This is a genomic window from Actinomadura parmotrematis (genome assembly GCF_019458805.1).
Lineage (GTDB): Bacteria > Actinomycetota > Actinomycetes > Streptosporangiales > Streptosporangiaceae > Spirillospora > Spirillospora parmotrematis.
Genome location: NZ_JAIBOA010000001.1, coordinates 1 through 13456, shown reverse-complemented (window position 1 = coordinate 13456; position 13456 = coordinate 1). Strand labels below are relative to the sequence as shown.

Below are 13456 nucleotides of genomic sequence, written 5' to 3'. Positions count from 1 at the left end.
CCGACCATCGACATCGTCACGCGGGCCAGGTGCGCATGAGCAGTCCGACGCCGCCCGGCGGGCGCGCCCGGCGCCCGCCGCCGGTCGTGCTCGACCCCGCCGCGCGCCGCCTCGTGGACGCCTCGGCCGCGCCGCCCCACCTGCACGACATCGGGCCCGTCGACGGGCGGCTCGCGCTGCGCGCCGCGCAGGACCACGCCGGGGACGGCCCGGACGTCCGCACCGAGTTCCGCGCCGCGCCCGTCGGGCCGTCGGGCCTCGTCGGGTTCCAGCTCGTGCGGCCCGCCGCCGCGACCGGCCCGCTGCCCGCCGTCCTCTACCTGCACGGCGGCCGCTGGACGCTCGGCGACGCCGGCACCCACCGGCTCCTCACCGGCGCGCTCGCCGAGCGGGCGGGCGCCGCGCTGCTCGTCCCCGAGTACAGCCGCGCCCCCGAGGCCCGCTACCCCGTCGCCGTCGAGGAGTGCTACGCGCTGCTGGAGTGGGCCGCCGCGAACGCCGCCGGGCTCGGGCTGCGCGGCGACCGCCTCGCCGTCGCGGGCGACTGCGCGGGCGCCACGATGGCGGCGGCGCTCGCGCTCCTGGCCGCCCGGCGCGGCGGCCCGCGGCCGCGCGCCCAGCTCCTCTACTACCCGATGACCGACCCCGGCTGCGGCAGCGCCTCGCAGCGCCGGTTCGCGACCGGCTACCCGCTGACCCGCCGGGCCCTGCACCGGTACTGGCGCGAGTACTGCCCCGACGAGCGGCGGCTCGCCGAGCCCGCCGCCGCGCCGCTCCGCGCGACCGCCGCCGACCTCGCGGGCCTGCCGCCCGCCCTCGTCGTCTCCGCCGAGGCCGACGTCGCCCGCGACGAGGCCGAGGAGTACGCGCGCCGGCTGCGTGCCGCGGGCGTCGCGGTCACCTGCGTCCGCTACCTCGGCGCGGTGCACGACTTCGCGTCCCTGACGGCGCTGCGCGACAGCCCGCCCGCGCGGGCCGCCGTCCGCCAGGGCGCGGCGTTCCTCGCCGCCGCCCTGCACGGCGGCGAGGAGCCGGGGACGCCGACTTAGCCGCCGCGACGGCCCTGCCAGTCATCCGACCGATGTACATCCGCGCAGGCCACGGCAGGCTTGCCGGCATGACCGACATCAAGCCCGTTCTGGAACCGGCCGCGCAGGACTTCGTCGAGGCCACCGCGAACCCGCCCTACCTGTACGACCTCGGGCCCGTCGAGGGCCGCAAGGCCGTCGACGGCGTGCAGGACGGCGACGTCCCCGTCCCGGCCGCCGACGTGCGGGACCTGACGATCGCCGGCCCCGCCGGCGACGTGCCGATCCGCGTCTTCCGCCCCGCCGGCACGACCGGCCGGCTGCCGGTGCTGCTCTACACCCACGGCGCCGGCTGGGTGTTCGGCAACGCCCACACCCACGACCGGCTGGTGCGCGAGCTGACCGTCCGCGCCGGGGCCGCGACCGTCTTCGTCGACTACGACCTGTCGCCCGAGGCCAGGTACCCGGCCGCGCTGGAGCAGGTCTACGCCGCGCTGGAGTGGATCGCCGAGGAGGGCGCGGAGCACGACCTGGACGGCACGCGCATCGCCGTCGCGGGCGACTCGGTCGGCGGCAACATGACCGCCGCCCTCACCCTGCTGGCCAAGCGGCGCGGCGGCCCGTCCATCGCCGCGCAGCTCCTGTACTACCCGGTGACCGACGCCGCGTTCGACACCGGCTCCTACGAGCAGTTCGCCGAGGGCTACTTCCTGCGCCGCGACGCGATGCGCTGGTTCTGGGACCAGTACACGACCGACCCGGCCGAGCGGGCGCAGACCACCGCGTCGCCGCTCCGGGCGTCGCTGGAGGAGCTGGCCGGCCTGCCGCCCGCGCTCGTCATCGTCGCCGAGGCCGACGTGCTGCGCGACGAGGGCGAGGCGTACGCCGCCAAGCTGCGCGCGGCGGGCGTCCCCGTCACCGCCGTCCGCTACCAGGGCATCATCCACGACTTCGTGATGCTGAACGCCCTCCGCGACACCCACGCCGCCAGGGCCGCCACCCAGCAGGGCGGCGAGTTCCTGCACGACGCCCTGCACGCCTGACCGCCCGCACGCCTTCCGAGAGGAACGATCATGACCGAGAGCACCGTCCCCACCGTCGTCCTCGTCCACGGCGCCTTCGCCGACTCCACGAGCTGGTCGGGCGTCATCGCCGACCTCCAGGAGCGGGGCATCCCCGTCGTAGCCCCGGCGAACCCGCTGCGCGGCCTGGCCGGTGACGCCGCTTACATCGCCTCGGTGGCGGCCCAGATCGACGGGCCCGTCGTGCTGGTGGGCCACTCCTACGGCGGCGGCGTCATCACCGTCGCGGGCGCGGCCGACAACGTCGCCGGCCTCGTCTACATCGCCGCCTACGTCCTGGAGGAGGGCGAGAGCCTCGGCGAGCTGCAGGGCCGCTTCCCCGCCTCCCCGCTCGGCGACAACCTCGTGGCGGCCTCCTACCCGGTCGAGGGCGGCGAGCCCGGGACCGAGTTCACCATCGCCCCCGCCAAGTTCCCGGAGATCTTCGCCGCGGACGTGCCCGCCGCCACCACCGAGGTCCTCGCGGTCGCCCAGCGCGCCCTGTCGGCGAAGGCGTTCGCCGAGACCGCGTCCGTCGCGGCGTGGAAGACCAAGCCGTCCTGGGCGCTCGTCGCGGGCGCCGACCTGGCGATCAACCCCGATGTCGAGCGGTTCGGCGCCGAGCGCGCGGGCGCCAAGGTCGTCGAGGCCGACGGCGCCTCGCACGCCGTCGCGGTGTCGCGGCCGAAGGACGTCGCCGCCCTCATCGCCGAGGCCGTCGCCGCCGTCGCCGCCTGACCCGGACGATCTTTCCCGGCCGCCGCCCCAACCCGGACGTGCGTTTCCGCATCTACTGGGACACAAGGCCCGGACGGGGGTCCGGGCCACGGCGGAAGGACGACCGCATGTCCCTTCGGGGGAGATGGGCGCGCGGCCTCATCGGGGCGGGAACGGCACTGGCGGCGTGCGCGGTCCTCACCGGCACCGCGCACGCCGCCGCCTACCAGGAGGTCCGCAACTACAACAGCAGCAAGTGCCTGGACGTGATGTCCGAGGACGGCTACTACTCCGACGGCGCCCGCGTGCAGCAGTACCACTGCACCGGCGTCGCCGAGCAGCACTGGAACGTCAAGCCCGTCAACCAGGACGGCAACGGCGAGACGGTGTACGTCCTCATCAGCCGGCGCAGCGGCAAGTGCATGACGGTCTTCCGGGACGCGAGGTTCGCGGGGGCGCAGGTCGTGCAGGGCGCCTGCCGGGGTCACATCGACCTCGGCGGGGCCGCCGGCGAGCTCTGGTACAAGCGGACCAACTCCCACGGACCGACGCTGGTGAACTACGGCAGCGGCCTCTGCCTGGACATCTCCGGCGCGTCGAAGAACGACCACGCCAAGGTCCAGGTCTACTGGTGCAACGACAGCTCGGCCCAGGCGTTCACCGCCTGAGCATCGTCCCGGCCGTCCGGGCGCCTCGCGGCGCCGGGACGACCGGGGCGCCGCCATTTCAGCGCCCGCCCACGGCCGCGGCGAGCTCCGCGCGCGCTCGGGCCGCCCACGGTCCGGCGCCGATGCGGTCGAGCTCGGCGAGGGCCGGCCGCAGCGTCGCCTCCGCCTCCGGCCGCCGCCCGAGCCGCCGCAGCCGCCCGCCGTACGCCAGGTGCGCGCAGGCCGCGGGCCAGGGCCACCCGGTGAAGTCCTGATCCACCAGCCCGGCGGCCACCGCCGCGTTCGCCTCCAGCTCGTCGGCGACCCCGTCGTCGGGACCGACGATCGGCTGCCCCCGGTGCCAGGCGCGCCGGTAGGGGTCGGCGTCCAGCACGGCGGCGGCGACGGCGGCGTGGGCGGCGTGCCGGCGCTCCAGCGTCTCGGCTTGCAGGACGCCCGACCGCACCAGCGGGTGCCGCAGCTCCAGGCGCCCGCCCTCGATCCGGACCAGGCCGGCCGCCACGGCGCGGCGGAGGTCGGTCGCGGTGACCGGCGCGCCGCGCAGCACCGCCGTGGCGGCGAGGATCTCGGCGAGGTCGTCGACCGGGTCGAGGGCCGCGACCAGCAGCGCGTCGCGGGCGGCCGGGTCCAGCTCGACGACCCGGTCGCCGAACGCCCGCTCCAGCCGGGCGGTGAGCGGCTGCCAGTCCGGGGCGTCGGGGCGGGCCGCCCCGGCGAGGGTCGCGGGCAGCTCCAGCAGCGCCAGCGGGTTGCCCTGCGCCTGCTCCCGGATGCGGCCCCGGTCGGCCGCGCCGGTCACGCTCGCCGGACCGCGCAGGATCTCCTCAGCGGCTTCGCCGTCCACCCCGGTGACCGCCAGTTCGGGCAGCCCGGCGGCGACGAAAGGACCCGGGTAGCCGGGGCGGGCGGTCGCGAGCAGGGCGATCCGGAGCGGCGCGCGGCGGTGCGCGACGAACGCCAGCACCTCCTGGCTCTGCGCGCCCAGCGCGACGCCGAACAGGTCGGGCCGCTCCCCCTCGGCCAGACCGAACGCCGTCAGCAGAGCCTGCCGCCGCTGGCCCGGCGGCCCGCCCGCCCGGCGCAGCAGCGGCCGCAGCACCTGATGCAACCCGGCGAACGGAAGCCGGGCCTCCGCCTGCACGCCCGCGGCCGCCAGGACCCGGAACCCCGCGCGCCGCGCCGCGTCCCGGGCCGCGCGCAGCAGCGCCGTCTTGCCGATGCCGGGATCGCCGGTGAGCACCAGGCACCGGCCCGCGCCGGCGGCCCGGCCGATCATCTCCGTCAGGGCCCGGACCTCGTCGTCCCGGCCGAACAGAACGCTCGTCATCAGCGCAAACTAACCGCCCGTGCCGCCGGGGCGGATGCGTCGAACGACTGCACCCGCGACTAGCGGACCACCCGGTGGCGGAGGTGGACGATGCCCGAGGCGAAGGTACGGCTGTCCAGGAGTTCGAGCTCCACCTTCTTCTCGTCGCGGGCGAAGAACGGGACGCCGCCGCCGACCAGCACCGGGAACACCCGCAGCCAGTACTCGTCGATCAGGCCGGCCTCGGCCACCTGATGGGCCAGCTCCGCGCCGCCGATCGCGATGTCGCCCTCGCCCGGCTCCGCGCGCAGCCGCGCGATCTCCTCGGCCGGGCTCCTCGAGGCCAGGCGGGCGTTGCCGCGCACCTCCGTCAGGGTGCGGGAGAACACCACCTTGGGCAGCGGCTTCCACAGCGCGGTCCACTCGCGCTCGTCGGCGTCGAGCTTGGGATCGTCCTCCTCGACCTCCCAGTACAGCATCGTCTCGTAGAGCCGCCGCCCCATCAGGTGGACGTCGACCCGGCGGATCTCCTCGATGCTGAACCGGAAGACCTCCTTGTCGGGCGCCCCCCAGTCGAACCCGCCGTCCGGCCCCATCACGAAGCCGTCGAGCGAGACGCCCATCGAATAGGTCACCTTGCGCATCACGAACCCTCCTCGCCACCGTTGTCGACGTGACGACCGCCGCGCCCCGCGAAACTCATCGCCCGCTCTCGGCGACGAGCGTCCCGCTGTGTGCTTGGACGATGCCCCGGGCGATCGACACTCACCGCATGGCGAAGACCGTTGGCATTTCGGCCCCCGTACATCGTCGCCCGGCTCACGGCGTCGCTCTTGAAATGCGCTCATGGACGGGCAGGATCAAGCGGCTCGGCGGCGCGTTGAGCAGGCACTACGCGACGGCGGCCGCTGAGTTTTCTAGGCACGTATTGGGCACGGACGGCCGTTCAGAGCCGGTGACGGCCGGACACAGCCGGACAGCGGGGAACGGCCCTTGACTCGATGAAGCCAGGTCAGGGGCCGTTTTCCGGGGTCACAGAAGTGGGGCGGGCGGGGCTCGAACCCGCGACCGATGGATTATGAGTCCACTGCTCTGACCGGCTGAGCTACCGCCCCGAGACGGCGCGGGCCAGGTGGTCGCGGCCCGGCGCGTCGGTGGTCATGATAGCCGTGGCCCGCTGACGTGGGCCACCGCGCGGCGATCTCATCCCTGCGGGCGATCCGGGTCATCCCCGGTACCGAGTGACGGACGTGGTGACCGGTCGGTAAGGTCCGCCTATGTCTCGACGCCGATACCTCGCCGCGCTGCTCCCCGCCGTCCTCGCGCTGTCCGCCGTGTCGGGCTGCGACGACGGCGGCGGCAAGGGCGGCGGCTCGGGCTCCGGCTCGGGCGCGTCCGCCCCCCGCCAGGACGCCGGCACCACGCTGAAGCAGGCCTCGGACGCGATGGCGAAGCTCAGCAGCGTGCGGTTCAACCTGTCGACCGAGGACAACCCGCAGATCACCGTGAAGTCCGGTGACATGAAGCTGCTGAAGAACGGCGACGCCGACGGCACCGTCCAGGTCGCGCAGTCCGGCAACACCGTGGAGCTGAAGCTGGTCTCGCTCGGCGACAGCGTCTACATCGACGCCGGGACGGGCGGCTGGCGCAAGGTGCCGAAGATGCTCGCCGCCACGATGTACGACCCGAGCGCCGTCCTCGACCCGGACCGGGGCATCGCCAAGCTGCTCACCTCCGTGACGTCCCCGAAGGCCGAGGCGACCGAGAAGGTGAACGGCGAGGAGGCCGACCGCGTCGCGGTGGTGCTGCCGAAGACCGCGATCGGCGGCGTCATCCCGGGCGTCACCCAGGACATCCCCGGCAAGGTGTGGGTGGGCACCGCCGACCACCGGCTGCTGAAGGTGCAGGGGCGGCTGCCGCGCCAGGGCGGCGGCGGGACCGGCACCGTCACCATCGACTTCACCGAGTTCGACAAGCCCTACAAGATCGTCGCGCCGAAGTGAGCACCGCCCTGGACGCGCCGCCCCGCCCGGCGCGGCGCGGCCTCGCGCTCGGCGTCGGCGGGACCGTCGTGCTGCTCGCCGCCCTCGACGCCTACGTGGTGACGACCGTCCTCACCACCGTCGTCAAGGACCTGGGCGTCCCGATCAACCGGCTGGAGCGCATCACCCCGATCATCACCGGGTTCCTGCTCGGCTACGTCGCGGCGATGCCGCTGCTCGGCCGCCTGTCGGACCGGTTCGGGCGGCGCCCGGTGATCGAGGCGTGCCTGCTGCTCTTCGCCGCCGGGTCCGTCGTCACCGCGCTCGCGGACGGCGTCCCGGCGCTGACGGCCGGGCGCGCCGTCCAGGGCATGTCCGGCGGGGCGCTGCTGCCGGTGACGATGGCGCTCGCCGGCGACCTGTGGGACGAGCGGCGCCGGCCCGTCGTGCTCGGCGCCGTCGGGTCGGCGCAGGAGCTCGGCAGCGCCCTCGGCCCCCTGTACGGGGCGGGGATCGCCGCCGCCCTCGGCTGGCGGTGGATCTTCTGGATCAACGTGCCGGTCGCGGTGCTCGCCATGGTCGCCGTCTGGTTCGCGGTGCCCGGCGGCCGCCCGGCGGGCGAGCGGCCCCGCATCGACGTCGCCGGCGGCCTGCTCCTCGCGCTCGGCCTCGGCCTGCTCGTCGTCGCGGTCTACAACCCCGACCCCGGGACGTCCGCGCTGCCCTCCTGGGGCCTGCCGGCGCTCGCCGCCGGCGCGGCGGTCCTCGCCGCGTTCGTCGCCTGGGAGATCCGGTCCCGGACGCGGCTGCTGGACCTCACCGGGACGCGCCGCGGCCCGCTGCTCGCCACCCTCGGCGTCGCCCTGCTGTCGGGCGTCGCGCTCATCGCCACGCTGGTGGACGTCCAGCTGGTCGCGCAGACCCTGCTGGACGAGGACGCCGTCGGCGGCGCGCTGCTGCTCGCCTGGTTCCTCGTCGCGCTGCTGGTCGCGGCCGTCCTCGGCGGCCTGCTCGCCACCCGCACCGGCGAGCGCGTCCCGCTGGTGATCGGGATGCTGGTCGCCGCGGGCGGCTACGCCCTGATCGCGACGTGGCCGGCCGACCTCGCGGGCGCCTCCTACGGGCCGCTGCCGCGCATGGACGCCGACCTCGTCGTCACCGGCCTCGGCCTCGGCCTCGTCATCGCGCCGGTGTCGGCGGCGGTGCTGCGGACGGTGCCCGCCGCGCAGTTCGGGATCGCCTCGGCGGCCGTGGTGGTGGCCCGCATGATGGGGATGCTGCTCGGCGTCTCGGCCCTGTCGGCGTGGGGCTTCCACCGCTTCCACGCGCTCACCGCCGACCTGAGGCCGCCGCTGCCGTTCCTGATGTCCAAGAGCGCGTTCGACCGCGAGTTCGCGGCCTACACCGCCGCCGTCCAGGACGCGCTGCGCACCGAGTACCAGGAGCTGTTCTGGATCACCGCGGGGCTCTGCCTGCTCGGCGCCGCGGTCGCTCTCGCCACCCCCGGCCGCCCGAGTGACCCTTGACACACTGATCACCGCGGCGTCAAGCTGACCTCCCGATCGAGCGGACGACCGCCCGGTCACACCGCTGTCCGTGCGTCCCGCCCCGGAAGACGCGCACGGGGGGAGGTCGCGGACATGGAACCGTCGCTGGAGCTGCGCCCGGGTACATCGGTGCGAGCCAGGCTGGCCGCGCAGGGCCTGCGCGCCACGATCCGGCCGGTGCTGACGCACTGGCCGCTGTCGGCGCGGGCGCTCCGCCCCGCCTTCGCGATCGACCTCGCCGCGCCGCTGGCGCTGCCCGCGCCCCGCTGGGCGCGCGTCGAGCGGGTCGCCTTCGACGGCTTCTGCGCCGAGTGGGTGCGCGCCCCGGGCGCCGACGAGAGCCGCGCCGTCCTGTACTTCCACGGCGGCGGGTTCTTCTCCTGCGGCCTGCGCACGCACCGCCGCATGGTCGCCCGGCTCGCGGCGGCGGCGGGCGCGCCGGTGCTGTCGGTCGGGTACCGGCAGCTGCCCGCCGCGCCGCTCGCCACGTCGGTCGCCGACTGCGCCGACGCCTACCGCTGGCTCCTGGGCCAGGGCGTCGACGCGTCCCGGATCGCCGTCGCGGGCGACTCGGCGGGCGGGTTCCTCGCCTTCGCCGCGCCGCTGCGGGCCATGGCGGCGGGCCTCCCGGCGCCCGGCGCGATCGTCGCGCTCTCCCCGCTCACCGACCTGGACCACACCGCCAAGGTCGCGCACGACAACGCCCGCCTGGACGCCTACCTGCCGGCCCGCCGCGTCGAGCGCCTCGCCGGGCTGCTCACCGAGGGCGCGGTGCCCCTCGACCCGCTCGTCTCCCCGGTCAACGCCGACCTGGCGGCGCTGCCGCCGGTGCTGATCCAGGTCGGCTCCACCGAGATGCTGCTGCCCGACGCCGAGCTGATGGCCGAGCGCCTCGCCGCCGCCGGGGTGCCGTGCCGCCTCCAGGTGTGGGAGGGCCAGGTGCACGTGTTCCAGGTCCTCGCCGACCTCGTCCCCGAGGGCGTCGCGGCGCTGCACGAGGCGGGCGCGTTCGTCCGCGAGCACACCCTGCCGCGCGCCGAGCCGCCCGCCCGGCGCCGCCCCCGCCGCCGGCGGCGGGCGCTCGCCGCCTGACCCGCCCGGCTCCAATTGGTGCCCGTTCGTCCGATTGCATCGGGATCTGTCGGGAAGCCCTTACGTACTCTTCCCTCGGCCAGACACGGGCGGTGCGGCACACATGGAGCGCTTGAGCGGCCTCGACGCGGGATTCTTCTTCGCCGAGTCCGAGGACAACCCCCTGCACATCGCGTCGGTGACCATCTTCGAGGGCCCGGCGCCGGCGTACGGGGAGGTGGTCCGCGCCGTCCTCGCCAAGCTCCCGGACGTGCCCCGCTACCGCCAGCGCGTCCGGACCGTGCCGCTCAACCTCGGCAACCCGGTGTGGGTCGACGACCCGCACTTCAACATCCTCTACCACGTGCGGCACACCGCCGTCCCCGCGCCCGGCGACGACGACAAGCTGCGCAACCTCGCGGGCCGCGTCCTGTCGCAGCGCCTGGACACCAGCAAGCCGCTCTGGGAGATCTGGCTCGTCGAGGGTTTGGCGGGCGGCCGCTGGGCGGCGATCACCAAGGTCCACCACAGCGTCGTGGACGGCGTCGGCGGCGTGGACCTGCTCACCACCCTGTTCGACCTGTCCCCCGACTACGAGCTGCCCGACCGCGTCGAGCTGCCCGAGCCCGAGCCCGCCCCGTCCGGCGCCGGGCTGCTCGCCGCCACCGCGCGCGAGCGCGCCGCCGCGCCCGTCCGCGAGGCGCTGCGGCTGCCCCGCCAGGCGCGCGGCCTGGTCAGCAGGCGGACGCTGCGCACCGTCGGCGTCGAGGTGCCGAGGACCCTCGGGCGGCTCGCGCGGCCCACCACCGGGTCGCTGAACGGGCCGATCGGGCCGCACCGCAGGTGGATGTGGGCGCACTCGGACCTGGACGAGATCCGCCGCATCCGCAAGGGCCTCGGCGGCACCGTCAACGACGTGATCCTCGCCGCCGTCGCGCGCGGCTTCCGGGAGGTGCTCGCCGGGCGCGGCGAGCTGGAGGACGGCGTGTACGTCCGCACTCTCGTGCCGGTGTCGGTGCGCACCGACACCGAGAAGGGCGAGCTCGCCAACAAGGTGTCGGGCGTCCTGGTGAACCTGCCCGCCGGGGAGCCGGACGCGCGCCGCCGCCTCGCCGAGGTCCGCCGGCAGATGGACGACGTCAAGCGCACCGGCGAGGCCGCGAGCGGCGAGGCCCTCGCCGCGCTCGCCGGGTTCGCGCCGACGCTGATGGCGCTCGGCTCGCGGTACGCCCTCAGCAGCAGCCAGCCGCTGCTCCAGACGGTCGTCACCAACGTGCCGGGGCCCGATTTCCCGCTCTACGTGCTCGGCCGCGAGCTCGTCGAGCTCTACCCCTACGTCCCGCTCGCGCTCGGCATGCGGGCGGGCGTCGCGATCTTCTCCTACCGGGGCCGGCTGAACTTCGGCCTCACCGGCGACTTCGACGGCATGCCCGACCTGGACGTCCTCGCGGGCGGCATCCGGATCGGCTTCGACGAGCTGACCAAGGCCGCCGAAGGCGCCTGATCCCCCGTCCCGGCCGGATGTGGCCGTCCGGCACGACATCCCTCTTTTCGATCGTTAACACGTCCGAAATATCCGTTCCGATTCCCCATCCACCCAGCTCACGAGCATTTCGACGGCGCCGCCCGGCGGACCCGCCGACCATGACCGGCAAGTCAAGCGGAGTCAAGGGCCTTGTCGAGCCCTTCCCCCCGCTGTTGGCTGAAAGGCGACCCCCTGTCCCCGATCCCCCTGGACATCTGCAGAAAGGAAACGGTGAGGCCGTGCATCGGATGAGCGGACTGGACGCAAGCTTCTACCTCCTGGAGGACGAGAACACCCCCCTGCACGTGGCGTCGGTGGTGGTCTTCGAGGGCCCCGCCCCCACCTACGGCGACGTGGTGCGCCACCTCGCCGCCAAACTCCCCCAGGTGCCGCGCTACCGGCAGCGCGTGCGGACGGTGCCCCTGCACCTCGGCCGCCCCGTCTGGGTGGACGACCCGCACTTCACCATCCTCTACCACGTGCGGCACACCGCCGTCCCGGCGCCGGGCACCGACGAGCAGCTCCGCAACCTCGCCGGGCGGGTGCTCGCCCAGCGCCTCGACCCGGGCAAGCCGCTCTGGGAGGTCTGGCTCGTCGAGGGCCTGGCGGGCGGCCGCTGGGCGCTCATCGCCAAGGTCCACCACTGCATGGTGGACGGCGTCGCCGGCATGGACCTCGCCACGATCATGTTCGACCTGTCGCCCGACTACGTCCCGCCGGCCGAGACCGAGCCGTGGGCGCCGGATCCGGTCCCGTCCGGGCTGCACCTGCTGCGCGACAGCGCGCAGCGCGGCGTCACCCAGCCGGTCCGCCAGCTCGCCGACGTGGCGCGCGGCCTCGGCGTGGTGCGCGAGCTCGGCCGGCTGCGCGCGTTCGCGGCGGGGTTCGGGCGCAGCACCGCCCGCTTCGTCCGCCCCTCGGCGGGCGGCCTCAACGGGCCGATCGGCCCGCACCGGCGCTGGTGCTGGCAGACCGTGCCGCTGGACGAGGTGAAGGAGATCCGCAAGGCGCTCGGCGGCACCGTCAACGACGTCGTGCTCACCGCCGTCACCGCCGGCTACCGCGACCTGCTCGCCGGGCGCGGCGCGCTGGAGCCCGACACCGTGGTGCGCACCGCCGTCCCGGTGTCGGTGCGCGACACCGGGCAGCGCGGCGAGCTGAACAACCGCGTCGCCGCGGTGTTCGTCAACCTCCCGGCGGGCGAGCCCGACCCGGTGGAGCGGATGATCCTCGTCCGCGAGCAGGTCGACGACGTCAAGCGGAGCGGCCAGGTGGCGAGCACCCGCACGCTGACCCGGCTCACCGACGCCGCCGTCGCGCCCGCGCTGCTGTCGCTCGGCGCCCGCATCCCGGTGCGGCTCCGCCAGGACCTCGTGCAGACGGTCACCACCAACGTCCCCGGCCCCGACTTCCCGCTCTACGTGATGGGCCGCCGGGCCGTCGCGCTCTACCCGTACGTGCCGCTGACCGGCGGCATCCGGGTCGTCACCGCGATCATCTCCTACTGCGGCACGCTGCACTTCGGGATCTCCGGCGACTTCGACGCGATGCCGGACCTGGACGTCCTCACCAAGGGCGTCGCGGCGGGCTTCGACGAGCTGCTGGCCGAGGCCCGGCGCTGATCGGCGGGCTCTCCGGGCGGCCGCCCAGCGGGCCGCCCGGACGCCGCACCGATCGAGGCCGATAGGACCCGCCAGGGTCTACCCGATATCAACATTTCGGGAATATTCTGGATAAAAGGGCAACCAGTGGCCTTCTGGCGGGAGCGGATCCCCGGGGAGGTGGGGACGGATGCGCAGGCTGTGGCGGCGGCTCGGCCTCGAACGCAACCCGTTGCGCCGGCGGATCGACCGGCTCCAGCGCGGTTTCGCGCTCGCCCTGCTCGCCCTGCTCGCGGCGCTGGCCGTGCCGGCCGCGCTGTGGTGCGGCGGCGGCGCCTACCAGGGCGGCACCCGCGCCGAGCGCGCCGAGCGGGCGTCCCGCACCCAGGTGACGGCGACGGTCGTGGCGAGCGGCGGCGTCGGCGTCGCGGGCGACCGCTACATCCACGAGACCGTCCAGGCCGAGTGGCCGGGCCCCGGCGGCGAGACCCGCGTCGGCCCGCTGCCGACCTGGAAGAACGCGCGGCCCGGCTCCCGCGAGCCGATCTGGGTGGACGCCGCCGGGCGCCCGGCGCCGCCGCCCCGGCGGCACAGCCGGACGGTGACCGACGCCGTCTACGCCGGCGCCGGCGGCGCGCTCGCCGCGGGCGCGCCGGTGCTCGCCGCCTACCTGCTCGTCCGGCGCCGCTGCGACCGCCACCGCGCCGACCTGTGGGAGGCCGCCTGGGCCCGCATGGACGCCGACGCCGGCCGCAACCGCCCCTCCTGACCCCGCCCCGCTCGCCCCCCGCCTTCCTCCGGCCGACGCGATGACCCCCCGGTCGCCTTCCGTTGAGTTGCGGCGTGTTGGCCTGTGGGAGCGCTCCCAGAGGCCAACACGCCGCAACTCAACTGCAAACGCCCCGGGGGGTACCCCTTGTAGCCCCCCGGCCCCCGGGGGGCCGGGGGGC

12 protein-coding genes and 1 tRNA gene are annotated in these 13456 nt (G+C 75.3%); 10 read left to right on the top strand and 3 right to left on the bottom strand.

Annotated features, from left to right (window positions below):
* Positions 1-35 precede the first annotated feature (35 nt).
* The 4 genes from K1Y72_RS00065 to K1Y72_RS00050 all read left to right on the top strand — a co-directional run bounded on the left by K1Y72_RS00065 (position 36) and on the right by K1Y72_RS00050 (position 3474).
* Positions 36-1049, top strand: coding sequence for an alpha/beta hydrolase (locus K1Y72_RS00065; protein ID WP_220161980.1), 1014 nt, complete (start codon positions 36-38; stop codon positions 1047-1049).
* 68 nt (positions 1050-1117) lie between these two features.
* On the top strand, positions 1118-2071 hold the full coding sequence (locus K1Y72_RS00060; RefSeq protein WP_220161978.1) for an alpha/beta hydrolase: 954 nt from the start codon (positions 1118-1120) through the stop codon (positions 2069-2071).
* Positions 2072-2101: 30 nt separating this feature from the next.
* Complete coding sequence (locus tag K1Y72_RS00055) at positions 2102-2827, top strand: alpha/beta hydrolase (protein ID WP_220161976.1); 726 nt, start codon at positions 2102-2104, stop codon at positions 2825-2827.
* A 107-nt stretch (positions 2828-2934) separates the two neighbouring features.
* On the top strand, positions 2935-3474 hold the full coding sequence (locus K1Y72_RS00050) for an RICIN domain-containing protein (protein ID WP_220161974.1): 540 nt from the start codon (positions 2935-2937) through the stop codon (positions 3472-3474).
* Between the two features lie 58 nt (positions 3475-3532).
* Here the strand turns inward: K1Y72_RS00050 and K1Y72_RS00045 are convergent, their stop codons facing one another.
* From K1Y72_RS00045 to K1Y72_RS00035, 3 genes are all read right to left on the bottom strand, one after another.
* Positions 3533-4801, bottom strand: a complete 1269-nt coding sequence (locus K1Y72_RS00045) for an AAA family ATPase (protein WP_220161972.1) — start codon at positions 4799-4801, stop codon at positions 3533-3535.
* Positions 4802-4860: 59 nt separating this feature from the next.
* Positions 4861-5424: a dihydrofolate reductase family protein gene (locus K1Y72_RS00040; RefSeq protein WP_220162827.1), complete on the bottom strand. Its 564-nt coding sequence runs from the start codon at positions 5422-5424 to the stop codon at positions 4861-4863.
* Between the two features lie 397 nt (positions 5425-5821).
* A tRNA-Ile gene (locus tag K1Y72_RS00035) sits at positions 5822-5895 on the bottom strand.
* Positions 5896-6057: 162 nt separating this feature from the next.
* Between K1Y72_RS00035 and K1Y72_RS00030 the strand changes: the two genes are divergently transcribed.
* From K1Y72_RS00030 to K1Y72_RS00005, 6 genes are all read left to right on the top strand, one after another.
* On the top strand, positions 6058-6783 hold the full coding sequence (locus tag K1Y72_RS00030; protein WP_220161970.1) for an LppX_LprAFG lipoprotein: 726 nt from the start codon (positions 6058-6060) through the stop codon (positions 6781-6783).
* Complete coding sequence (locus tag K1Y72_RS00025) at positions 6780-8288, top strand: MFS transporter (protein WP_308286812.1); 1509 nt, start codon at positions 6780-6782, stop codon at positions 8286-8288. Before K1Y72_RS00030 ends, K1Y72_RS00025 begins: the two co-directional genes overlap by 4 nt.
* A gap of 114 nt (positions 8289-8402) precedes the next feature.
* The gene (locus K1Y72_RS00020) at positions 8403-9401 is read left to right on the top strand and encodes an alpha/beta hydrolase (RefSeq protein WP_220161968.1); all 999 of its coding nucleotides are present in this window, start codon (positions 8403-8405) and stop codon (positions 9399-9401) included.
* 103 nt (positions 9402-9504) lie between these two features.
* Positions 9505-10884: a WS/DGAT/MGAT family O-acyltransferase gene (locus tag K1Y72_RS00015; protein ID WP_258571720.1), complete on the top strand. Its 1380-nt coding sequence runs from the start codon at positions 9505-9507 to the stop codon at positions 10882-10884.
* A gap of 269 nt (positions 10885-11153) precedes the next feature.
* The gene (locus tag K1Y72_RS00010; RefSeq protein WP_220161966.1) at positions 11154-12527 is read left to right on the top strand and encodes a WS/DGAT/MGAT family O-acyltransferase; all 1374 of its coding nucleotides are present in this window, start codon (positions 11154-11156) and stop codon (positions 12525-12527) included.
* Between the two features lie 169 nt (positions 12528-12696).
* The gene (locus K1Y72_RS00005; protein WP_220161964.1) at positions 12697-13275 is read left to right on the top strand and encodes an Rv1733c family protein; all 579 of its coding nucleotides are present in this window, start codon (positions 12697-12699) and stop codon (positions 13273-13275) included.
* Positions 13276-13456: the final 181 nt, after the last annotated feature.

Coding starts and splice junctions, on each gene's coding strand:
- K1Y72_RS00065 (WP_220161980.1), top strand. CDS start 36: ATGAGCAGTCCGACGCCGCCCGGCGGGCGCGCCCGGCGCCCGCCGCCG.
- K1Y72_RS00060 (WP_220161978.1), top strand. CDS start 1,118: ATGACCGACATCAAGCCCGTTCTGGAACCGGCCGCGCAGGACTTCGTC.
- K1Y72_RS00055 (WP_220161976.1), top strand. CDS start 2,102: ATGACCGAGAGCACCGTCCCCACCGTCGTCCTCGTCCACGGCGCCTTC.
- K1Y72_RS00050 (WP_220161974.1), top strand. CDS start 2,935: ATGTCCCTTCGGGGGAGATGGGCGCGCGGCCTCATCGGGGCGGGAACG.
- K1Y72_RS00045 (WP_220161972.1), bottom strand. CDS start 4,801: ATGACGAGCGTTCTGTTCGGCCGGGACGACGAGGTCCGGGCCCTGACG.
- K1Y72_RS00040 (WP_220162827.1), bottom strand. CDS start 5,424: ATGCGCAAGGTGACCTATTCGATGGGCGTCTCGCTCGACGGCTTCGTG.
- K1Y72_RS00030 (WP_220161970.1), top strand. CDS start 6,058: ATGTCTCGACGCCGATACCTCGCCGCGCTGCTCCCCGCCGTCCTCGCG.
- K1Y72_RS00020 (WP_220161968.1), top strand. CDS start 8,403: ATGGAACCGTCGCTGGAGCTGCGCCCGGGTACATCGGTGCGAGCCAGG.
- K1Y72_RS00015 (WP_258571720.1), top strand. CDS start 9,505: ATGGAGCGCTTGAGCGGCCTCGACGCGGGATTCTTCTTCGCCGAGTCC.
- K1Y72_RS00010 (WP_220161966.1), top strand. CDS start 11,154: ATGAGCGGACTGGACGCAAGCTTCTACCTCCTGGAGGACGAGAACACC.
- K1Y72_RS00005 (WP_220161964.1), top strand. CDS start 12,697: ATGCGCAGGCTGTGGCGGCGGCTCGGCCTCGAACGCAACCCGTTGCGC.